The following is a 21,455-nucleotide window of genomic DNA, read 5'->3' as shown; positions in this document are numbered from 1 at the left end:
CTAATGAAAACAAAACTACTATTTGTAATGACCGGCCTCCTATTGCTTTCGGGGTTTGGTTGCAAGAAGTCACTTGATATAAATTCCACCAGTCTGGTGACCACAGACCAGATGTGGAAAGTTAAGAATGACGCGAGATCTGCTGTTTTCGCAACTTATGGTCTGATGCGTGCAGCATTATCTAACGAAAACGCATTCTTCGTCTACGGAGAATTGAGAGGCGGAGATTTCAGCGTAACCAGCAGACAGGATATTGCTTCCGTAACCAAACAGGATCTTAATGCTGAATATGGAATGATGAGCGAGTGGAAAGACTGGAGGAGATTTTATGCGGTAATTGTTCAGGCAAATCTTTGTCTTGAAAAACTACCGCTGGTAAGTAAGGCAGATTTTCGCTACCGTGCAGAAGACCTGAAACTTGACATCGCCAATGTCCGCTTCTTACGCGCACTGGCCTATTTTTATCTGGCACGTGTATGGGGAAATGTACCACTGATCAGAGCCAATATAGAAGGTGACTTTACCGAGAGAAGCCAGTCTTCTGAAGCAGATATACTGGAATTTGCAGCGACAGAAGCCGCTGAAGCTGCCATAGATTTACCATGGAGATACAATGGCACATTTCCGGAACAGCAGGGACTTTATTATGCACAAAGTGACGCACAAATACGGTCTATTATTGCCACTAAAGCTGCAGCCTATGCACTTGCCGCTCACATTGCAGCATGGCAAGGCGATTATGCAACAACTGAAAAGAACTGCAGACTCATTGTAGACAATGCCTCTAACGGCGGTTACGCAGTTGCTACCGCAGCTGAGCTCAGCTCTGCTACCGGCGTATTCACTGGACAGGGTTTCAGTGTTATCTTTTCCATAAATTTTGCCTCAAAAAATCAAGAAGCTTCAATAAAAGGACATGTGGAAGACTGGACACTGAGTGAGCCTTTTATAGCGAAGAAGACAGCTGACATCTACGTACCTAAAGACAGTATCATAAAGATTTTTAATGAAACAGGTGATACCCGTTTTTCACTGGCAGCAGATGGTTCAACTATAGGAAGTTACTTTACCAATTTCAGTAACACTACTCCAATGTTCTCGAAGATCAAAAACCTGAGCATCACACAAGCACCCATATTTAGAAGTTATCAGTCGGCCATCGTCATCTTCAGGCTTGAAGAAATTCTTTTACTGCGTGCTGAGGCTAATGTGTTTCTGAATTTTAAATCCGACGCGCTGACCAATCTCAACAAGGTAAGGACAAACAGGGGCCTGCCGGAGTTTTCCTCAACAGACAATGCTGCTATACTGGAATCGGTCATCAAAGAAAGAAGGAGAGAATTACTGGGAGAAGGCTCAAGATGGTTTGACCTCGTTAGGTTGAAGCGTGTAAAAAGTTTCAGCAAACTTACCGATGCAGATATCGCCGCAGGAGCAACCAAATGGCCTATATCTAAGGTGACCTTAAATAACAACTCCAAATTGGTTCAAAATAATTTCTGGCATTAATTAATCCAAGCATATGTTACTCAATCGATTAAAACTCATCTTCTCTGTTGTAGTTGCCGCCTGTATGTTAATGCAGAGCTGCAAGAAAACAGACGACACTTACAAAAACAGTGTACCTGAAAGCAAAACAGACCTCAACATGTACGATTACCTGGTTAGTAAGAAAGGGACATTTGACACTTTGGTTTATATCATCAATAAGGCCAATCTGGCGGATACATTGAAGACATCAAAAATCACCTTCTTTGTACCTACGGATAAAAGTATCCTGACGGCTATTACCAACTTAAATACCAACAGGGCAGCGGCTGGATTACCTGCACTCACAGTTCCTGATATTGATCCTTTTGTATGGAGGATGCTGCTCATGAGGTACATGATCTCCGGAGAATACAGAAGTCCTGATTTCGCACTGGCTGATGGGCTAGATGTGATTACCCTAAACAGGAGAAAACTACATGTAAATGCTGTAGCGACCACCACTCAGGGAGGTGTTGGTTCCGGAAGTTACCTCCTTAAATATAGCGACCTTAATGGTTCACGTTTTACGAAAGACTGGGTATTTTCTTACGTGACTACCAGTAACCTGCAAACCAAAACAGGTATTATCAATATACTTGAGCCCAGCCATGTTTTTGGTTTCAGATCCTTTGTACAATATGCCAGCACATTGCAGAATCCATATTCAGACCGTTACTATGTTTCCAGCGGAACACTGGTTTTTCCAGCACCTGCCGTACCAAGAAGCTGGCTTGAACTGGGCAAAGAACTTAAAGCAATTGATGCCGTAACTGTTGAGACTGATGGATTGGACTTAAAAGCCAGCTTGTATTTCATCAGGCTAAAAGTAAATCCTGCAGATAATACTGTAACAGTCAGAGCCGCTCCAAGTTCGGCAAACCAGGACATCACCAATAATGGTGCCTGCTACTATGACCCTATCAATCAGGAATTCGTATTGAATTACAGATATGGATCAACAGCAGGAGACAGAAAAGTAAGCGAACGTATTAAACTTAGAAACTATTAAATGATGATACAAATGAAGTTTAAAAGCATTATTAACTTATCGGTTTCCATAAGTTTAATTGCGCTGATAACGGTGTCTTGCAAAAAAGCACCGGCAGAAAAGGATTATTTAAGTGACAAGGCAACTTTTGCCACCGTCGCAATTTATGAACCAATTTTAGGCCGTACTATTTTACAAAAAACCAGTTTCAACGCCGATGGATCCAGCTATCCATTGACATTTTCCCTGCAAAACGTACGTCATAATGATGGAACACCTGCTCCTGAAATGAATCAGACCTCTGAATCTCTGGAGTGGACTGGGCTTTACACGGGTCTAGAGAAATCGCTTAAAGAGATTGAAGACAAGAGGAAAGTAGTGAACAAGCCGTTCTTTGAGATCAGACCGGGTTCAGGTGATTTTATCTTCCATAAATCAAGCTCTCAAATTATTACTCCTTATCCAAACCAAGGTTACCTGTTCGACATTAAAATCACGAACAACGGAAATGAAAGGGTAATTCCTAATTTCAGACTAAGACCTATCCAGGAAATTCCTTATGAGCCTTTTGAATACGACTCCTACACCAGAGCTAGAAAAACAGAGACAAGGATAAGAGCAAACGGCGCAACTTACACCACTGCATTTATAAATCACGCAGCAATGACTAATGTTTATGTGACCAAGGACACCTTGATGAACGATTCCTTGAACAGGGTTTATTTTAGAAAAATAGGTGATGGGAATTCACTGACTTTTAAATTTTTTGACCAGGACTCTGTGGTGATCAATCCTGCTAAATTTAACATAACCAAATGGGATGAATTGATCCATGGATTTAACTTGACGAAAACGGATACTGAAGTAACTTATAACGTTGCCTATCCAATTCCTCTTACAGATCTGGATACAAAGTATGCGAAATCAGGAAAAGCAAGAATTAATATCGGGTATACCAGGAAGGGCTTCAACGAGATGAGGATTGATGCCAATCTGCTGCTCAACTTTGGTATTTACGAAAAAGGTGACTGGGTGATCATTTTTAAATTCAAACGAACACCCCGATTCCAGAACGAATAATGTCAGTCTACAAAATTTAAATCAAATCAAACCAAGATATTATGATGCCAAGATTTACAAAATTTCTGCTTATTGCTTCAGCATTGTTATTTCTGTTTTCAGGGATAGCTACTGCTCAGGAAGTAATCACAGTTAAAGGCAGGGTACTGGAGGGCAATGATCCTCTACCAGGAGTATCCATTTCACTTATTAATCCAAATGGCAAAAAGCAGCAGTTAATTGCCACAGACAATAATGGTCAGTTTACACTAAGAATTGCTAATAATGCAAAACTGGAATTCAATTACATCGGCTTTACCAGTAAAGTAGTAGAAGTAAAAGGACAAACTAACCTGACGGTTAAAATGGTTGCCAATGTACAAACATTAGAGCAAACGGTAATTGTGGGTTATCAGCGCAAAACTAAGGAAACAGTAACCGGATCGCTTACGCGGATTACCGCCGACCAGATTAAGGACGTGCCGGTATCCAGCGTAGAACAGCTTTTACAGGGCCGTGTAGCTGGATTGAATATCCAGAACAATACAGGTGCACCAGGTTTCAGGGGTTCAACAGCCATCAGGGGGCTTTCGCAAATTGGCGTCCAGGGTGCAGGCAACGACGCCTACCTCACTCCTTCCTCTCCGTTATACGTGGTAGATGGAATTCCGATCGATGCCAACTCCGGATTTGAATACGGCTTTGAATCTAAAGGCCCGGGTACAAGCCCGCTTGCACTGATTCCACCAGAAGATGTAGAGTCCATAGATGTGATGAAAGACGCAGACGCGGCTTCTCTATATGGCTCCAGAGGTGCGAATGGGGTTATCGTAATCACGACAAAAAGAGGAAACTCGGAAGTACCGCTGATTCGACTGACCAGTAATTTCTTCATGAACACTGTTCCGCAGCTTCGCTCGACTATTGGTGGTAAAGAAGAACGCGACAACAGGATCAAAACGATCATGAGTTCCAACGATTTGGAAGAAATCTACAGAATCTCTTTAGCTCAATTTCTATCCGACAGCTTAAATGCATTCTACAACAACGCTACAGACTGGCAGGCTTTGTACTACCAACCGACATTCAATCAAAGTCATAACCTTTCAGTAAGCGGCGGTAATCAAGGGCTGAATTACAAAACCAACCTCAACTATTACAACGAACGTGGGGTAATTAAAAATACCGGGTTTGACAGGTATTCTTTTTCTTCACAGATGAATTACAAACCAAACACAAAATTAAGTGTAACGGGATCGGTGACTGCATCTCTTGGTAATAAATTAAAAGGAAGCGGAAATGGATTGACTGATGTAGGTGCTGGTGGCGACCTGTCTTCTTCCTTACTTCCCGGCCCTTCCTACTTTTTAAATGTTGGCAGGTTCACAAATGCGTTGAACAGGAAAAATGATGCAAAAACATATAGTCTTTCGTCATACATCGATGCATCCTATGAAATCATTACTTCATTGAGACTGGGAACTACACTGAGTTATACTTACATACAAAACAACGAGGATACCTTTATACCTTCACTTGCAAATTCAGAACGTTCAGCAGTCTACGGCTATGTAGCAAAAAATTCAAATCTTTACAATAGAACGGCCTTAACTTATTCCAAAACTTTTGGTGAGGCCCACACCATCTATACAGGTGTTTTCTCCGAACTGACGTCCACGCAAAACAGGGACAGGGAGGCAAACCTGTCCAACGGACCAAATGACAACTACTACGGACCCTTGGGATACCCCTCCATATACAATGGGTTTGTCGGGGTCAACAGAGGAGGATTTACTGATACTCATTCTGTGGGTGCCGGCGCCAATGCATCTTATGACTTCAAGAAAAAATACGTAGTTAACTTCAATTACCGTGTAGATGGAAACTCCTATGCCGGGGTAAAATCAAGATGGGCGAAAAGTCCTTCCATAGGATTCAAATGGAACATGGAGAAAGAGGAATTCATTAAAGCACTTAGCTGGCTGGATTATGCCTCAACACGCTTTTCTTATGGGATCAATTTGAGGCCATCAACCAATGTCTATGCTTCACTGGGAGCTTATAATGTGGTGGGTAATTACAACAATGTACCAAGGATAAGTCCTGTTTTAGGGCTAATGCCTAATCCATACCTTAAACCGGAGAAAGTAGAACAATTCAATCTTGGCTTTGACCTGAGTGTGTTAAAAGGTAAAGCTACTGTTACGGTAGATGCCTACCAGAAAGTAATATCAGACATGTTATTTACCCAGGCACTGCCTACTTCTACTGGTTTCGCTACAGTCACTACCAATGATGCTTCCATGATGAACAAGGGTGTTGAGGTTGCACTAAGCTTTCGCCCGCTGCCTGCTTCTTCAAAAGTATACTGGAACTTCAGTCTGAATGGAGCGGTAAACAAAGACATTTTACTTTCTTTACCGGGCGGCGCTACTCAAATCTTATCTGGCGATGGCTCATTCATCACCAAAGTAGGAAGAAACACCTTGAGCAACTTCCTGTACACTTCTCAGGGGGTTTACAGCAGGGATTCAGATGTTCCTGTAGACCCTATAACAGGACGTTCTTATAAAAATGCGAGCGGCGGAGATTATAAAGGCGGAGATGTGATCTTTAAAGATGTTGACGGAAACTACATTACCGACAAAAACGATCTTGAAATTGCTGGTAATCCTGTTCCGAGAATGACAGGAGGTTTTTACTCCACATTGACCTATGGAAAGTTTGGTTTAACGATGAATGGAAGTTTCACCATCAAACGTGACCTGTTAAACAATGCATTGTCGAGCAGGCTCGGAAATTACTACGCTCCTTTTTCACAAAATACTATGGTGGATATTTCAGAGTTTGACTATTGGAAAAACCCTGGCGATCTGGCCACTTATCCAAATCCCCTGAGATATTTAGGTAATACCGATTCTTATAATGTCGCACAAACCCTTTTCCAGGAAGACGGTACGTATTTCAAACTGAATGCAGCCACACTGAGCTATGCATTTGAAAAAAACTTTTTAAGCAGATATGGGTTCACCAACGCAAGGATTTACGTAACCGGCGCCAATCTTTTCATTCTGTCAAAGTACTCAGGACCAAATCCGGAAAATGTGACCGAAGTGGGTAGGGACCGTCTGGACTCATATCCTAACTCACAATCCTATACCATTGGTTTTAATTTAGAATTTTAATAGAAGCATTATGAAATTACTTAAATACTCAATTATTATGTTAGGTACATGCTGCATAATGCTGGCAGGTTCCTGTAAAAAATTCCTGGATGTCGAAGCTGTAGACAGACTTGGCTCCAATTCCTTCTGGAAAACAAAACAAGATGTGGAATCAGCTGTAGCGGATTGCTATGGACTGATTTATGATCGCTTAACTGTAGGACCTTATCACAACCTAAATGGCGACATCAGAGCTGGTGAATTTATCTGCAATGGATTCCCGGTATTCCCTACTGTAGCTAAAAACGACCTGAGCAACACTGCTCAGCTGGGAAATCCTGCGAGATATTTTGGAGGTTTGCTGGCAGACTGGTACCCGTTTTACCAGTCAATAGCCGCATGTAATATTGCAATTGACAGGTTAAATGATGTTGCCTTTTTGAGCGATGCTGAAAAAGCCAGGTACGTTGCCGAGGTCAAGTTTATCCGTGCTTTCACCTATTTTTATATATCACGGATCTACGGCGATGTACCCCTATATACGGAGGCGTATGACGCAACACGCAGACCACGGACCAATTTCATAGAAGTGCTGAATTTTTGCATAAAAGACCTTACCGAGACAAAAGATGCGCTTCCATGGCAGTATGACGATCCTACCAATTGGGGCGTTAGGGCTTCCCGTGCGTCAGCTGAAATATTGATGGCCAACTGCTACATGTGGATTGCAGGCTTTGATAAATCAAAACAACAACTCTGCTGGGAAAAGACCGCTGAAGCAGTTTTAAGGGTAAAAAACTCCGGTTATTTCGACCTGTTACCTATTGAGGATTTTAAAACGATATTCAAAGGAAGAACCCGCGAAAGTATATTCGAGTTTTCGGTAAACAAAAACTACGGCTCAGAAACAAAATACGTATCACTTGGCCAATGGAGTACCCACTCACCAGTAGTAAATTACGGAGCCAATAGTGATGGCTATTATCTGGCTTCTTATGTTCAAAAACTTTACCCGGAAAACAAGCCGGATAAGCGACGTGATGTATGGTTTTACCTCCCTTACATCAACAATACCACACAGATGTTCTTGAAATATTCCAACGTAACGGATGTAAACAATTACTTATTCGATGACAACATGATCATCTTCCGTTATTCAGGCGCATTATTGCTTGGTGCTGAAGCACTGGCGAACCTGGGTAGGGATGCTGAAGCCATTCCGTTATTGGATATGGTTAGAAAAAGGGCAGGTGCAACTGAATACGCATCTTCAGAAGGAAATCTGGTAGACGCTGTCTTTATGGAAGAACAAAAGGAGTTGATTGGTGAAGGTGTCAGATGGTACGATCTGATACGTACCGGCCGCATTACAGACAACACTCAGTGCGTAGATTTCCTTACTCCTGATCAGTTTGCCGCGGGCGCATGGACCTGGCCAATAGACCCTAAAGCAAGAGTGAACAATCCGAATATTACTTTAAATCAATACTGGGTAAGATAATGCTAACCTTTAATTTTATGAAAAGAAAAAATCAATGGCTGCTCATGCTTAGTATCATTACTTGTATTGTAGCCTCATCATGTAAAAAAGAATATTTCAACGGTGGCAGTGTGCAAAACGGAGTATTCAAGGTAAGTTCTTATGAATTTCTGAAAACGAACCCGCTTTATTTTGATACCGTAATGCTGGTGATAGATAAAGCAGGAATGAAGGACGTCCTGGATAAGGAAAATGTGACATTTTTCATTCCTACAGATCATGCGATCAAGAAAACAATGGACGCCTTGAATCAGGTGCGTTATTTCCAATCTAAGGACTCTGTATTCATCAAAGACATCCCCCAGTTTATATGGAAAAAATTCCTGTCTCAATACATTATCAAAGACAAATACCTGCTAAAGGATATAGCCAGATATGACATCGCTCAACCCAATGTTTTTCCGGGGCAATTTATGGCATCCTATGACGGCTACGTCATGAATCTTGGTGTGCAGTTCAGCGACTACCAAGGAACAAAAGATGTTGGGCCGCGGATGCTTATCTTCAGAAATATTGGAGATATGGGCAACCCACTTGGCATTACGGCAAGTGTAGCAACCTCGGACATACAAACAACAAACGGGGCAATTCACGTTCTTAACGACACACACGTTTTCGCTTTCAGTAATCAGTTGTTTATCAATGCGGTTCAGGAATATTTTCAATAGTTAAGCAATAAATAAAATACATTCTTATGATTTTGAATTTAAGATATAAAATTTGCCCCCTGGTATCAGCCGCGTTGCTGCTGATCTTTACGGCAAGTTCATGCAAAAAAAATGAATATGTAGGCAAGGATCCATATGCTGATGCAAAGCCGGCCCTGGAACTGAAGGTAAACAATACAGCCTCCACCCCTATTGAAGGTGAGGTCGGATCCGTAGTTTCTCTGAGTGGGACCGGCTTCCTAAAGTATAAAGAAAATCTTTCGGTCCTCTTTAATGGAGAAAAATCTGAAGTAATTGAGATTACAGATACACAGGTTAAGGTAAAAGTTCCACAATGGGCCAGCACAGGCATTGTTACTTTTATGGTAGGATCACAACTTTTACCGGGACCTAATTTCAGGGTCAACGGGGCAGTGAGCACCGATAAAACCTTTGCATCTTATGTGGGAGCCAACGGCCGTATTTACAGCATTAACGCGCTGCCGGACGGGCGTATGCTGATCGTGGGAGATTTCAACGACTACAACAATGTAGGCCTGCGCGCAGGATACAGCAAGCTTGCAATTATTTCTCCACTCGGTGTTCTGGACAAATCCTTCAAACCCGGAAAAGGTGTTCCATCAGGAACCCTATTTCATTCAGCTTTATTGAATGATGGAAAGATTTTGATCGGCGGTCAATTCAACACCTATAACAATAAGAGAAATAAGATAGGAAATATCGCTAAAATTTCCCTAACAGGTGTATTGGACTCAACTATTTATACCTATATGGATCGAGGAGGCGAGCCTAAAAAAGATACAGTTCCAACTTTTAACGCATTTTTTAGTGGAGGTGTTAACAAAATGATGGTACAACCAGACGGAAATGTCATAGTTATAGGTAGTTTCAAATATTACATGAGTAAAACTTATTATCCAAATCAAAAAGACACCATCATTACCGATTCAGTTCTGGTCAATAACGTAGCCAGAATTACTCCTAATGGAGCGCTGGATAAAACCTACAACTTCAATACTCCATTGAATAAAGCAAATGATGGATTTAATGGGTCGATCAGGGATGCCTATATGCAAAGCGACGGAAAAATGGTAGCTGTGGGCAATTTCAGCACCTATAACGGTGCTCCGGCAAATAAAATTGCACGTATTAATCTTGACGGTAGCCTGGATAATACTTTCAATACAGGAAGCGGACCCAGCGGGCAAATCTATTCTATACGTCCATATGTGAATGGTAAATTCATTATATCAGGGGAATTTATATCCTTTAACGGAAAACCAATTGCAAAAGCTGCAATACTAAATCCTGATGGATCTGTGGATGAAAGTTTTAATACAGGCATTGGAGCAGACGGATCGATAAATAATGCAACAAGACTAGGTAATGGAAAAATTTTACTGACTGGCGATTTCCAAAAATTCAACGGTATTACGAGATATGGCTTTGCTATTGTTGAGCCATCAGGCCAACTGAGCCCGAATTTTAACACTATTGGGGGATTTGGCTTCGTTCCGAATATTTTTATTTCACCGGTAAATGATGTCATTAACGTAGACAATGGTGAGGCATCTGTGCTGGTTGGTGGATTCAATTCACTGAATTTAATCCAGAATACAAGATTGGTTAAGATCACCTATTAATTTCAAAAGCCGATACGAACAATAGATTAATACAGTTATGAAAAGACGCAATTTTTTAATAAATGCACTCATAGGGGGTGCAGCGATGACAAGTACGAAAGAGGTACTTGCCAGCGTAAAAGATTCAGCTGCTTATGCTGTTAAAAAACCTGTTGTTCGTATTGGCATTTGTACCGACCTGCACCATGATCTGATCAAAGACGGCGAAAAGAGAATCCAGGCCTTCATTGATGAAATGAACATCCTGAAGCCTGATTTCATCATCCAGATCGGGGATTTCTGCGTACCAAAGGAAAAGAACCGGCCACTTATGGATATCTGGAACCAGTTTAAAGGTCCTAAATACCATGTCATTGGCAACCACGATACCGACGGCGGTTTTACGCATGATCAGGTGGTTGATTTTTGGGGTGCAAAAGGGAAATACTACTCTTTTGATACCAATGGATATCACTTCGTCGTATTAAATGGCAATGAAAGACCAGAGGGAGATACTTCCAAAGGCTATCCGAGGTCGATTACAAAACAACAGGTACAATGGATGAAAAAAGATATTGAAAGCACCAGTTTACCTGTTATAGTTTTTTGCCACCAGGGAATCGACAACGATATGGACGGGATTAAAGAAGGTGCATTACTCCGTTTGGTATTCGAAAACATCAATAAAAAAGCAAGCTTTAAAAAGATAAGGCTAGTCCTGAGCGGGCACAATCACGAGGACTATCTGAATACCTATAACAATATCCCCTACCTGCAGATCAACAGTATGGCTTACCAGTTTTCCCATCCGGAGAAAGGTTATGCCTTCGCGCATACAGAAGATCCACTCTGGGCAGTACTGACCATCAATCCTAATGGCACGATGGATCTAAAGGGAACAAAATCAACCTATGTAAGCTTTGACATGAATTCCAATTCTCCTGAATACAACGGATATCCAACAGTGCCTTGGATCTCGGACAGGCACATTACTTTATAACTAAGATTTTTTGTCTTTCAGCCAAATCAGCTGGCAGGCCTGAAGAAAAATAAGCATGCTTTCTGAAAAACCCTTTCAGTCCTGCAAATACACCTCCGAAAGCACTAAGATCAAACACGATCATGATCCAGGCAAACAATTGTAAGCCCATAACTGCACCAATAAAAACGTGCATTAATATTACGCTAACTAAGATTACTATCCTGACCTTACCCCATTTAACCCATATCAGCACCGGAAACATGATTTCTACAAATAAGGTAGTCCATGAGAAAATGGCCGATACTCCGGGGCGACTGATCAGTTCTTTAAAAAAATCTGTAAATACGGAATAAAACTGCGGCTGGTTGATCGCACTCCAGATGGCGGTGCCATCCATCCATTGCTGTCCGCCAAACTTTGCTACGCCCGCAGTAAAGTAAACTATGCACAAATGAAGCTGCAGCACATTGAAACAAATGTTCATGTATGCAGGATCTATAGGTTTTTGAGGCTTGTGTATCAAATTATCAAGAGACCAGACACGGCCTACAGGGAACAATAAGCTATAAAACAACAAGGTGAACAAGAAGCCGTCGAAGCCAAAAGTCAACAAGCTATAGCCATTAAAAACCAGCAAATGAATAAACAGGCAAACTGCGATATTGATCTTCGTTTTTAAACCAAGCAGCAATAAAACTGCGGAGAGACCAAAAAGCAGGTAGAGTGCAGAAAGAAAATTGTGTTCGTTATTGATTCCCAGAAAATCAATCAGTTTTGGCAGGGATATGATATAAGACACCTGCAATGGCCTGGATACAAAATCCTGAATGATGCCAGTCTTGCTGTAGAGCAAATCCAGCTGACCGAACTCCGAATAGATTTTAAACAGTATGGTAAGTGCCACACCTATCCTTAAGGCGGCAAACTGTAGGGGCGAATTGGCGGCTAATGCTTTCATAACAAAAATTTTAAGACGAATAATTATTGCAGCTTGTAAGTTCCGTTATACACTTCACGGAAAATGCTGGTTTTTTGGTAAAGGCGGTAATCTTTCATCAAAGGAGGAACATACTCTCCGATGGAAATGAAGGCTACTCCCGTACCTGGCCGGCTGACGAAAACGTGAGAGGCAATCATTCTGGAAGTAAGTTCGTAAGCCTTCTGGTTTCTAAAAGTATGGATGACTGCTGATAACCGGGAGTCAAACAGGTTCTTTCCTATGCCATAGGCATCCTGCCTCAAATGCTTTTTGCTATCCAGTGTATAAGCCTTTACAACCGTCTGATTTCCCACATTCGGAGAAAAGAAACTGTAGCCAAAACCTCCGCCTGTATACGACGCATAACGGAGCAAAAAAGCTTCAGCCAGTTTACTATTTTGTTTGATCAATCCTGATCCCAATAACACAATCAGCAGATGAAGGGCAAAAAACGATTTAATCAAAGTGTATTTCATGGCTTTTAAAATAAAGGAGCAGGCTCACACCTGCTCCTGGTCATCAGAATATTCCTTTACAGTCCCCTGCCGCGTACTGCCGACAGTTTTACTGATTTGAATGATTGTTTGCTCAGGTTGGTATTCAATTTAGAGATGATTGAATTTTGCAAGTCCTTACCATTGGTAATGATCTTTTGGATCACGATCACATCAGATGCATTAAATCCACCTCCTGCGCCTACTGTGGCTCCTCCAATTTTTCCAATCGATGAAAGCGGGGCAGTACCATAATTTACAGTCAGGCGATAGGTCGAAGGATCAGCACCTTTTAAAGATTCCACGATTTTGTTGACTTCAGCTTCTGAAGTAGTGTTTACGATCAAAGCTTTTGCAGTTTGAGCTTTAGAAGCAGTTGCGCCAAATAATAAAAGACCTGCGCACAATGTTGGGATGAATAACTTTTTCATGTTGTTGTTTTTTAAAGGTTTAAATAATTAAAGTTTATTGTCATGACTTACTACATTAGTCGTGACTACCTAAAAAAGGGAAACAACATTTTTAACTTTTTTTATTTTTCATCAATAACACCCCTGCCAGCATCAGGATACCGCCAGCTGTAATCCACAAAAACAGACTAAAGCCGGCTTCATATTCAATAGCATCTGTATTCCCTATTACTATGGTAGCAGCCCAGAAATAAGACAATACATGCAATCCATCTTCATCATCCAGCAGGGCCAGTTTTGCTTTATTCAAAGCCACATCTTTGGTCATACCCTCCTGCAGATACTTGTAAAAAGATTCCGTAACCCTATAAGTCACCTGATCGTCAATTTGCCAGAGATTGGTTACACTTGCAGGTACTCCGGCAATCATAAAGGCTCTGGCCATACTAAATATCCCCTCTCCGCTGGCATTCCGGCCTATTCCAGTATTGCATGCAGAAAGCACAACCAATTCTGTGTTTGTAAATTTCAACTGCTGAACTGCGGATAATTTCACAGTGCCGTCAGCAAGATACAATACCGGTTCCTTCGCCAGGCTATCAGCATCAGCATGCGCATAAATCTGCAGAAGTTGGTACCGGGTGGCCTGCTTCAAAAAAGCGGCTTTTGACGCATCAGCACCTTTTAATAAAAGTGCCTGCTTAAAACCAGACGCTATCCTTTCCAGCGAATAGCCTGAACCGGTCAAAGGAGACAAACCGCTACCATATTGCATCGGTGCAACACCTAAAAAAGAATTCGCAATAAGTTGATTTTGCTGCTTTTTCATCATCGTACGCATAGAATGCGCATAGCTAAAAGCATATTGTTTTGCTAAAAAGCTCTCCCGGTCACCAGCATCGGTAAGCAGGGCCTCAAAAGGTATAAACTGTTCGTCCGGAGATATGATGACCCTGCCTCTTTCAACACCCAGAGGCCTGAAAAGTCGTCGATATAATTTATTCGCCAATAAGGTATATCTGCTATACTTTTGGTTGAGTAAAGACCGGTTAGAACACAGGTTCAGCAATTCCCGGGTGTCTTTTTCATAATCAGGATACCTGATCTTCAGCAATTTCTGCTGTGATCCGGAAAGCACTAAAGTATAAATACAATCAGTTCCGGTAAAATACTCTGCCAATACTTGCTGCTCTTTCTTTAACCTGACCTTAAGAGCGCTATAGGGAAATACTTTACGGTCAAATTTATATTGATAGTAAGCCGGATACTGCTGTTCAAGTTTTTTGATACATCGCTCCCATTGATCCTGTGCAACACGCCAATCTGCTTTTAATACGGCATATTCTTTCGCATCCTGCGAAGAGGACAGCAATTTTTGCCCAAGTATAAAGGCTTTTACACGCAACTGTTTTTCTTTTTGACGGTCTTTCATGGAAAGCTGGTTTTCTGCGATAGTTTCACTCAACCTGTCATTTAACAATGCTGCCCGGCTCTTTTCAAAAAAATAGTAAGCCTTTTCCACATCTTTTAGGTTATAACATACTTCGATGCATCTCTCATACATTTCCCTCGTTTTTTTTCGCCAGACCAGCTTACTTTCTTCCGCATGTTGCTTCCATCGCATCATGTCCAGGGACTCATCTGCCAGTTCATAGGTAGCCAGAGAAAGTTTCAGATCTTTTTTATCGCCTTTCTGATGGTAGCGTTGCAGCAATGCATTTGCTTTGTTGGCGATGATCGTAGTCACAAAATAATCATTTGACACCAGCTTGAGCATATTCGAATTCAGGTTTGCATGCAGCGAGGTATTCTTAAATCCCAAAGGCAATGTGACCAATGCCTTTTGGTAATAAAACAGTGCCTGACTGTAGTTTCCCTGGTAGCCATAGACCACACCCATATTGGAATATAAGGCAGCCATCTGGTACTGATCTCCCATTTCATGAGCGAGCTTAAGTCCCCTGTTGTAACAATCCATGGCCTTATCATATTCCTTCAGCTCATCTGCAAATACGCTGCCCATATCCAGCAGGTCTCTGGAACATTGTTCAAAATTCCTGTTGGTGGCATTCAGATCGTAAGCTTTTTGATAATAAGAGATCGCAGCTTTCGGACTTCCTTTTTTGCCGAGCAAATCTGCGTATACAGAATAACTGGTCGCAAGGTGTACAGGATCATTACCCGATTTTTCAAGCATCGTTATAGCTGTATTGATACAGGATTCAGCTTCGGAAAACAACGACAACTCTGCAGCTGACTGTGCTTTTTGTGCAAGCAACGGTGCTTTAACAGCCAGGTTTCCGACTTCTTCGGCCAGATAAATACCTTCATTCGCTATTTCTATGCTTTTCTGATAATCTCCCGTCTGGTACCAGGCATAAGACTTTTGCTCAAAGGCCATAAAAACAATGAAATATTTATCAGGGAACTGGCTCCCTGAAGCAATGCACCTGTCGAAGTAATCCTGGGATTCTTTTAACAGATTTAACCGCTTGTAGAATATCCCCAAGTTAAAATAGCTATTGGCCAGGAAGGACGGATCTGTGTTCTTCCTACCTGAAATATTGACCTGCACAGCTTCCTTAGTAAAAAATATGGCCTTTACCAGGTCATCTGTTTTGCCATACAAATCTCCCATCCTATGGGCCATTTGCGCGTAACCAAACCCTCTGAGTTGATGGCATTTCAGGTAATCCCGGTGCAACACCTGCAGCAAGCTCAGCTTTTTATGATTGCTGAGCCCGGAATTTCCATGAATGCCATTTACCTTATATACTACCGCTGAATCGGGCAAGCATTGGGTATAGCCACGCAAACCATACCATAAAGTAAACAGCAGTAAAACTGCTGAGCGAAAGAATAATCTCTGCATGGCTCGCCTATTTTACATAAGCACCATTTCTGATGTACTTTTTGGCGAGCACTAAATTCTCTTCAAGAACATGAGTTCCCGAACTACCTGAAACAGGCAAACTTCCCAGGCATGCAAGAAAATCTGCCTTTTTGATGTTCGGTCTATACAAGCTCGTTGGACAATGCGCCCCGATAATCCCGCTGGCTATCGCTGTAGCAAAGGAAGATCCACTGATCAAAGCCGGATCTGCGCCTTCAAAAGGAATTGCAAACTTCATTCCTTCACGCAGTACCTGATCGGCCACCACACCAAGATCCACATACTTATTGCTGTAATTTTGCGTGGCACTCACGGAATGCTCATCAGTTGTAGTTACCGTAATTACACTATTTGTTGCAGTACTCAGGTTTGCGGGATAAAAATTATGAATAGCAAGATTACGCAGTTGGTCTTCAGTCAGGGTAATTCCATGCTCTGCCTGATAAATTTGTTTGGCTATTTCGTCATCTGCCGGACTTTGATTGCCCGCTGCCGTGACAAAGAGAATGCCTTTCTTGCGCAACACAGCAGTAATCAGTGTTTTCAGATAAGGCACAGGAATTTCATAGTAATAATAAAATCCCCAGCTCGCATTGATGATATGAGCACCCTTGGCTATAGCAAAATTAATCGCGCAGAGTATACCGAACAGATCGCCTACCCCATCCTTGTCGTGAGTTTTCAGTGGCATGATCTTTACCGTCTTATTTTCAGCCCCTGCAAATTGGTTGATGATATACTGGCTTACAATGCTGCCATGTTTATTGGGATTGTCATCTGTATAATTACTGGTATTGCCTACGAAATTCCAGCCCTCACGCACATTCGCATAGCACTTCAGTCCTGGAATTGCATCAGTTTGCTTCCATAAATACCCGGGATCTACGAGGGCGATATCTACACCCGTATCCAATACGGCAACTATAATTTCTTCTTTTTTTCCGCCTGAAGGCTTTTGCAAATCCCCTTTCTTACCTTGAAAACTGCTCTGCGCATCAGCCGGGACCGAATTGGTAAAGTTCAGGGAATAGGACTCGCCCACAGTAGTAGATGAAGGACCGGAACCCGCTTTTAATGAGTCTTTGCTGATCCGGGAATGAATTCCTTTGGCCGTCCACAACTGTACAGGGATATCACAATTACCACAGGAAAGCACCTTTATTGTTTCTATGGCAATGCCATCTTTCTTAAAAGATTCCTTGACCGTCAGAATATCATTGTCCGTTGGTTTTCTTTTGAAAAAGACCAGGATCTGATCTTTACGGTAAGTTCTGGTCAATAATTTTTCCAGTTTTTCACTCCGCGCGCTTGATCTAACCGCAGCGGGGTTGCGTTTTGGTGAAAGTTTGTTGGTATACATAGGGATTTTTTGATTTCATGGGGTAGATTTTAAGGTGATCAGAGCTTGTCCAGCCATACTTTGGCCTCTTTGCTTCCAGCCAGGTCTTTTGAAACAACCTGTTCAAGGTCGATTTTTGCTTGTCGCAGACTTTCTTTATCACCCTTATTCAGGAGGGCTATCGATCTATAAAATAAGCCGGGATTGGTATATAAATCCATTTTAGACAGTTCATCAAATGCTGCGATGGCTTCATCATAAGCGCCTGTAACCAGATAAGTAATGCCCAGGTTCTTTAAGGCTTCAGACCGGTATGCGCTGTCATTTTTCAGGATTTCGAAAAGGCCGATCGCTTTGGGATATTCTTTTTTATTGAAAGCAGCAATCGCCTGCTGTAATTGGCCGGTAGTTCCCATGGTTACACTGAGGGTATTAAAATTGGCGGCTATGTAATCTTGTGTCATCACCTTTGAATCAGGGTTTCTGAAAAAGATCAGCCAGGCGGCTATCAGGGCCACACAAGCTGCAGCCGCATAGAGTGGCAGTTTTCTAATCAATTGATAGTTTTGTTTTTCCCGGGGTTTTTCAGCCGCTAAAACATCCTCGTAAAGCTGTGCAAAACGTGCTTGTTTTTGCTGCACGAGTTCCAGTTTCAATGCATCCTTGATCATGATATATTGCGCAACTTGCTCGGCCAATCCTTCATCTTCGGCACACCTTTCTTCAAATGCCTTTTTATCATCCTCAGACAATTCCCCGTCAAAATATTCTGCTAGATATTCCAGATCTGTCATTTTTTATCAATTTTCAATAGTGTTCTTAATTTTTCCATACACCTCAACCGGCTGGTTTTTACCACTTCTGCCGAATTGTATTCCATCATACCGGCTATTTCCTTATCGCTGTAACCATCTTCAAAAAACAACAGCAATTGCTTGCATTTCCCTCCTACTTCCATCAGCATTTTAGTAAGGCGGCTGTAGTCATCTTTTGCTATGATTTGCTGAACAGCATTCCTGGCAGCATCTGGCAATTCATACACCAGGCTATCCAGTGGAATGCCATATTCGGCCTTTCGCTTATTAGTCGTTTCTTTTCGCAAAAGGTCAACACATTTATTGGAAAATATCTGGTAGGCATAGGATTTGAGTGCCGAGCGGCCTTCAAACTTTCGGTTGACTATCTGATTGATCAGGCTGATGATGGTATCTGAATATGCACTGGCTGCATCTTCTGCATTGATTTTGTATTTCTTAGTGCCGTGGGCGATGAGGTAAAAATAGGCCTTATACAGATCCCGTTCAGAAATCTGTCTTTGTGACCCGCCTAGCTTCAACCCGTCAATAATCTCATTATCAGAATGTAGCATCATCTAAAAATCGACTGTAGCACTGTACTTACAATAATAATGATTATTTCTGATCTTGTATGTGATTTTTTCATCCTGAGATTTTGTCGCCATCTTGCGTTTCATTAAAGCCATAATCCTGGCTGAACTTATTTACCTTCGGTGAATTCCTTTAGACTAGTTTTTTTACCTTTGGTATTCGGCCGGATTTTACAAACAAACTCTGTCCTCAGCCAAGAATTATGAAATTTTTAAAGCTATTTTCCCTTTTGCTATTATTTCCTTTTGGAATCTTCGCACAAAATTCGAACGCCACAGTAGAATCCTTTAAGAACACATGGACAAAGCGGCCGGAACATATACCAAATAATGTTTCTGTTGATGCACCGCTGATGGGAAATGGTGATGTGACCATGAGTCTGGGATATAAAGGCAATTGCATACGCTACTACCTATCAAAAAATGACTTTTGGCGCTTACGTTCACAATCCGACAACCTTTCCGGGCCACGTGTAGCAGGCTTTGTAGACATCAACATTGAAGGCCTGAATGATGGTGCTTTTACTGCGCAGCAAATGATCAAAAATGGGCTTACCACCTGCCAGTTGGATAAAAACACAAAAACGATAATAGCAAAGTCCTGGGTATCGGCAACCGAAAACCTGATATTTATTGAATTGGAGGCAAAGAACGAAGCGTCAAAAATTTCTATTCGTTTAAACAGTCCGGAAAACCCTCAGGCAAATGTAAAGGCCGGTAAGGCAAACAATATTTACTGGCTTAGCCGCGCGTTTACTGATAGTGTCGATATTACATCAGGGGTCGCGATAGCCTTAAAAACCATCAATTTCAAAGATACCATTACATTGAGGCCCGGCAAAAAGATACTTATTGCTCTTGCAGTTGAAAGCAAGTTCAAAAATAAAAAACCACTTGGGTATGTGCTGAACCGGATAAAAAACTTAAATGAAAATTCGGTTACAGTTGCGATGCAACAACACAATAAATGGTGGGATGCCTACTGGAAAAAATCTTCGGTAGTTATTGAAGATACCGTTTTAATGAAAGCCTATTATCAGGGGCTATACACGATGGCGGCGTGTAGCCGGGATCCAAAATTTCCACCGGGGATATTTGGATGGACAACCACAGACAAACCAAGCTGGAACGGCGATTATCACCTGAACTATAATTTTCAAGCTCCCTTTTATTCCATGTATTCCTCCAATCGCCTGCAGCAGGCGATTCCACATGACGCACCGCTTTTAGATTTTATACCCAGAGGTGAATGGTACGCTAAAAATATAACGCATACCCGTGGAATTTTATATCCTGTAGGTATCGGTCCGATGGGCATTGAAGTAACCAAAAATCATCCTTCGCACATCAACTCTAAGGATGCCGAACAGGGGGGATTGTTTCTGGGACAGCGTTCCAATGCAACCTACGGACTATTAAATATGGCTCAGTACTGGCGCTGTACTTATGACAAAACCTACGGAAAAAAGATATATCCTTATGCATTGGCAGTAGTGAATTTCTGGGAAGACTACCTGAAATTTGAAAACGGCAGATATGTGATTTATGGCGACGCCGTCCATGAAGGTTCTGGAAATGATAAAAACTCCATCTTATCACTCGGACTTATCCGAAATGCCCTTGACCTTATCCTTGACCTGAGCACGACGCTGAAAATAGATGAAAACAGGCAAAACAAATGGAGAGATATTTTAAGCAAACTCAGCGAGTTCCCCGTTCAGACCCGGAATAGCAAAAAAGTATTTCGTTATACCGAAGTGGGTACTGCCTGGTGGAATGACAACGGATTAGGCATCCAGCATATCTATCCTGCAAATGCCATCACGCTTGATAGTAGCGAAGAGCTATTGACAATTGCCCGCAATACCATTGATGAAATGCAACGATGGCGTGATCAGAATACCAGCAGCAGCTTTTTTACTGCAGCAGTCAGGATCGGATATCATCCGGAAGTTATTTTAAACGAACTGCATAAATATGCCTTGAGAACTTATCCGAATGGTTTTCAATTTAACAATCCCCATGGCATTGAAAATAGCTGCACGGTTACCAATGCAATCAATGAAATGCTATGCATGAGCGTGGGGAACAACATCCGCCTGTTTGGTGCCTTTCCAAAAAACAAAAATGCAGAATTTAAAGACATCAGAGCCTGGGGTGCTTTCCTGGTGTCTGCAAAGTTAACAAATGAAATGATCTCGGATGTTAAAATATTCAGCGAAAAAGGACGGCTTTGCAATGTAACGAATCCATGGCCAGGTAAGAAGGTGCTTTTGCTGCGCAACGGAAAAAAAGCTGAAACAATGGAAGGTCTTCAGATCTCCTTTAAAACAGCAATAAATGAAATGATAGAACTAAGATCAATAAATTAAAATCATTAAACTTATTATCCATCAAATG

General features: G+C 41.8%; 16 protein-coding genes. 9 read left to right on the top strand and 7 right to left on the bottom strand.

The features are described from left to right. The first annotated feature begins 3 nt into the window (after window positions 1-3). Genes R2Q78_RS19020 through R2Q78_RS18985 form a run of 8 tightly spaced genes read left to right on the top strand, consistent with a single transcriptional unit; the run spans window position 4 to window position 11,571 of the window. Window positions 4-1,509: a RagB/SusD family nutrient uptake outer membrane protein gene (locus tag R2Q78_RS19020; RefSeq protein ID WP_316794138.1), complete on the top strand. Its 1,506-nt coding sequence runs from the start codon at window positions 4-6 to the stop codon at window positions 1,507-1,509. Window positions 1,510-1,522: 13 nt separating this feature from the next. Beyond that, the gene (locus R2Q78_RS19015; protein WP_316794137.1) at window positions 1,523-2,539 is read left to right on the top strand and encodes a BT_3044 domain-containing protein; all 1,017 of its coding nucleotides are present in this window, start codon (window positions 1,523-1,525) and stop codon (window positions 2,537-2,539) included. A gap of 12 nt (window positions 2,540-2,551) precedes the next feature. Next, on the top strand, window positions 2,552-3,598 hold the full coding sequence (locus R2Q78_RS19010; RefSeq protein ID WP_316794136.1) for a DUF5007 domain-containing protein: 1,047 nt from the start codon (window positions 2,552-2,554) through the stop codon (window positions 3,596-3,598). A 41-nt stretch (window positions 3,599-3,639) separates the two neighbouring features. After that, entirely contained in the window at window positions 3,640-6,762 is a 3,123-nt protein-coding gene (locus R2Q78_RS19005) for a SusC/RagA family TonB-linked outer membrane protein (RefSeq protein ID WP_316794135.1), read from the top strand. Between the two features lie 10 nt (window positions 6,763-6,772). Continuing rightward, window positions 6,773-8,242: a RagB/SusD family nutrient uptake outer membrane protein gene (locus R2Q78_RS19000; RefSeq protein WP_316794134.1), complete on the top strand. Its 1,470-nt coding sequence runs from the start codon at window positions 6,773-6,775 to the stop codon at window positions 8,240-8,242. Window positions 8,243-8,259: 17 nt separating this feature from the next. Next, on the top strand, window positions 8,260-8,949 hold the full coding sequence (locus tag R2Q78_RS18995; protein WP_316794133.1) for a fasciclin domain-containing protein: 690 nt from the start codon (window positions 8,260-8,262) through the stop codon (window positions 8,947-8,949). Between the two features lie 26 nt (window positions 8,950-8,975). Next, on the top strand, window positions 8,976-10,592 hold the full coding sequence (locus tag R2Q78_RS18990; RefSeq protein ID WP_316794132.1) for a DUF5008 domain-containing protein: 1,617 nt from the start codon (window positions 8,976-8,978) through the stop codon (window positions 10,590-10,592). Between the two features lie 37 nt (window positions 10,593-10,629). Beyond that, the gene (locus tag R2Q78_RS18985) at window positions 10,630-11,571 is read left to right on the top strand and encodes a metallophosphoesterase family protein (RefSeq protein ID WP_316794131.1); all 942 of its coding nucleotides are present in this window, start codon (window positions 10,630-10,632) and stop codon (window positions 11,569-11,571) included. On the opposite strand, the gene R2Q78_RS18980 is transcribed toward R2Q78_RS18985, so the two are convergent. The 7 genes from R2Q78_RS18980 to R2Q78_RS18950 form a co-directional block, all read right to left on the bottom strand. Beyond that, window positions 11,561-12,511, bottom strand: a complete 951-nt coding sequence (locus tag R2Q78_RS18980) for an HTTM domain-containing protein (protein WP_316794130.1) — start codon at window positions 12,509-12,511, stop codon at window positions 11,561-11,563. The genes R2Q78_RS18985 and R2Q78_RS18980 overlap by 11 nt on opposite strands. 23 nt (window positions 12,512-12,534) lie before the next feature. Beyond that, entirely contained in the window at window positions 12,535-13,008 is a 474-nt protein-coding gene (locus tag R2Q78_RS18975; RefSeq protein WP_316794129.1) for a hypothetical protein, read from the bottom strand. Between the two features lie 56 nt (window positions 13,009-13,064). Continuing rightward, window positions 13,065-13,457: a hypothetical protein gene (locus tag R2Q78_RS18970; RefSeq protein WP_316794128.1), complete on the bottom strand. Its 393-nt coding sequence runs from the start codon at window positions 13,455-13,457 to the stop codon at window positions 13,065-13,067. Between the two features lie 91 nt (window positions 13,458-13,548). Then, a complete protein-coding gene (locus R2Q78_RS18965) occupies window positions 13,549-16,308 on the bottom strand; it encodes a CHAT domain-containing protein (RefSeq protein ID WP_316794127.1) in 2,760 nt (919 codons plus the stop codon). 7 nt (window positions 16,309-16,315) lie between these two features. Further along, the gene (locus R2Q78_RS18960; RefSeq protein WP_316794126.1) at window positions 16,316-17,689 is read right to left on the bottom strand and encodes a S8 family serine peptidase; all 1,374 of its coding nucleotides are present in this window, start codon (window positions 17,687-17,689) and stop codon (window positions 16,316-16,318) included. Window positions 17,690-17,727: 38 nt separating this feature from the next. Then, entirely contained in the window at window positions 17,728-18,462 is a 735-nt protein-coding gene (locus R2Q78_RS18955) for a hypothetical protein (RefSeq protein ID WP_316794125.1), read from the bottom strand. Next, window positions 18,459-19,040, bottom strand: coding sequence for a sigma-70 family RNA polymerase sigma factor (locus R2Q78_RS18950; RefSeq protein ID WP_316794124.1), 582 nt, complete (start codon window positions 19,038-19,040; stop codon window positions 18,459-18,461). The genes R2Q78_RS18955 and R2Q78_RS18950 overlap by 4 nt, the downstream gene beginning before the upstream one ends. Before the next feature lie 218 nt (window positions 19,041-19,258). Here R2Q78_RS18950 and R2Q78_RS18945 point away from each other — a divergent pair, with 218 nt between their 5' ends. Continuing rightward, window positions 19,259-21,427 carry a glycosyl hydrolase family 95 catalytic domain-containing protein gene (locus tag R2Q78_RS18945; protein WP_316794123.1) on the top strand — a complete coding sequence of 723 codons (2,169 nt, stop codon included), beginning with the start codon at window positions 19,259-19,261 and terminating at the stop codon, window positions 21,425-21,427. Window positions 21,428-21,455: the final 28 nt, after the last annotated feature.

This window comes from Pedobacter frigoris (assembly GCF_032678645.1).
In the GTDB taxonomy this organism is placed as follows: Bacteria; Bacteroidota; Bacteroidia; order Sphingobacteriales; family Sphingobacteriaceae; genus Pedobacter; species Pedobacter frigoris_A.
Note: the sequence above shows the minus strand (reverse complement) of the source record. Positions and strands in the feature narration are given on the sequence as shown.

What these genes read in the sequence shown, in the direction of transcription:
- R2Q78_RS18985 (WP_316794131.1), top strand. Translation starts at nt 10,630, where the DNA reads ATGAAAAGACGCAATTTTTTAATAAATGCACTCATAGGGGGTGCAGCG.
- R2Q78_RS18970 (WP_316794128.1), bottom strand. Translation starts at nt 13,457, where the DNA reads ATGAAAAAGTTATTCATCCCAACATTGTGCGCAGGTCTTTTATTATTT.
- R2Q78_RS18965 (WP_316794127.1), bottom strand. Translation starts at nt 16,308, where the DNA reads ATGCAGAGATTATTCTTTCGCTCAGCAGTTTTACTGCTGTTTACTTTA.
- R2Q78_RS18950 (WP_316794124.1), bottom strand. Translation starts at nt 19,040, where the DNA reads ATGATGCTACATTCTGATAATGAGATTATTGACGGGTTGAAGCTAGGC.
- R2Q78_RS19020 (WP_316794138.1), top strand. Translation starts at nt 4, where the DNA reads ATGAAAACAAAACTACTATTTGTAATGACCGGCCTCCTATTGCTTTCG.
- R2Q78_RS18960 (WP_316794126.1), bottom strand. Translation starts at nt 17,689, where the DNA reads ATGTATACCAACAAACTTTCACCAAAACGCAACCCCGCTGCGGTTAGA.
- R2Q78_RS18980 (WP_316794130.1), bottom strand. Translation starts at nt 12,511, where the DNA reads ATGAAAGCATTAGCCGCCAATTCGCCCCTACAGTTTGCCGCCTTAAGG.
- R2Q78_RS18955 (WP_316794125.1), bottom strand. Translation starts at nt 18,462, where the DNA reads ATGACAGATCTGGAATATCTAGCAGAATATTTTGACGGGGAATTGTCT.
- R2Q78_RS19010 (WP_316794136.1), top strand. Translation starts at nt 2,552, where the DNA reads ATGAAGTTTAAAAGCATTATTAACTTATCGGTTTCCATAAGTTTAATT.
- R2Q78_RS19000 (WP_316794134.1), top strand. Translation starts at nt 6,773, where the DNA reads ATGAAATTACTTAAATACTCAATTATTATGTTAGGTACATGCTGCATA.
- R2Q78_RS18975 (WP_316794129.1), bottom strand. Translation starts at nt 13,008, where the DNA reads ATGAAATACACTTTGATTAAATCGTTTTTTGCCCTTCATCTGCTGATT.
- R2Q78_RS18945 (WP_316794123.1), top strand. Translation starts at nt 19,259, where the DNA reads ATGAAATTTTTAAAGCTATTTTCCCTTTTGCTATTATTTCCTTTTGGA.
- R2Q78_RS18995 (WP_316794133.1), top strand. Translation starts at nt 8,260, where the DNA reads ATGAAAAGAAAAAATCAATGGCTGCTCATGCTTAGTATCATTACTTGT.
- R2Q78_RS19005 (WP_316794135.1), top strand. Translation starts at nt 3,640, where the DNA reads ATGATGCCAAGATTTACAAAATTTCTGCTTATTGCTTCAGCATTGTTA.
- R2Q78_RS19015 (WP_316794137.1), top strand. Translation starts at nt 1,523, where the DNA reads ATGTTACTCAATCGATTAAAACTCATCTTCTCTGTTGTAGTTGCCGCC.
- R2Q78_RS18990 (WP_316794132.1), top strand. Translation starts at nt 8,976, where the DNA reads ATGATTTTGAATTTAAGATATAAAATTTGCCCCCTGGTATCAGCCGCG.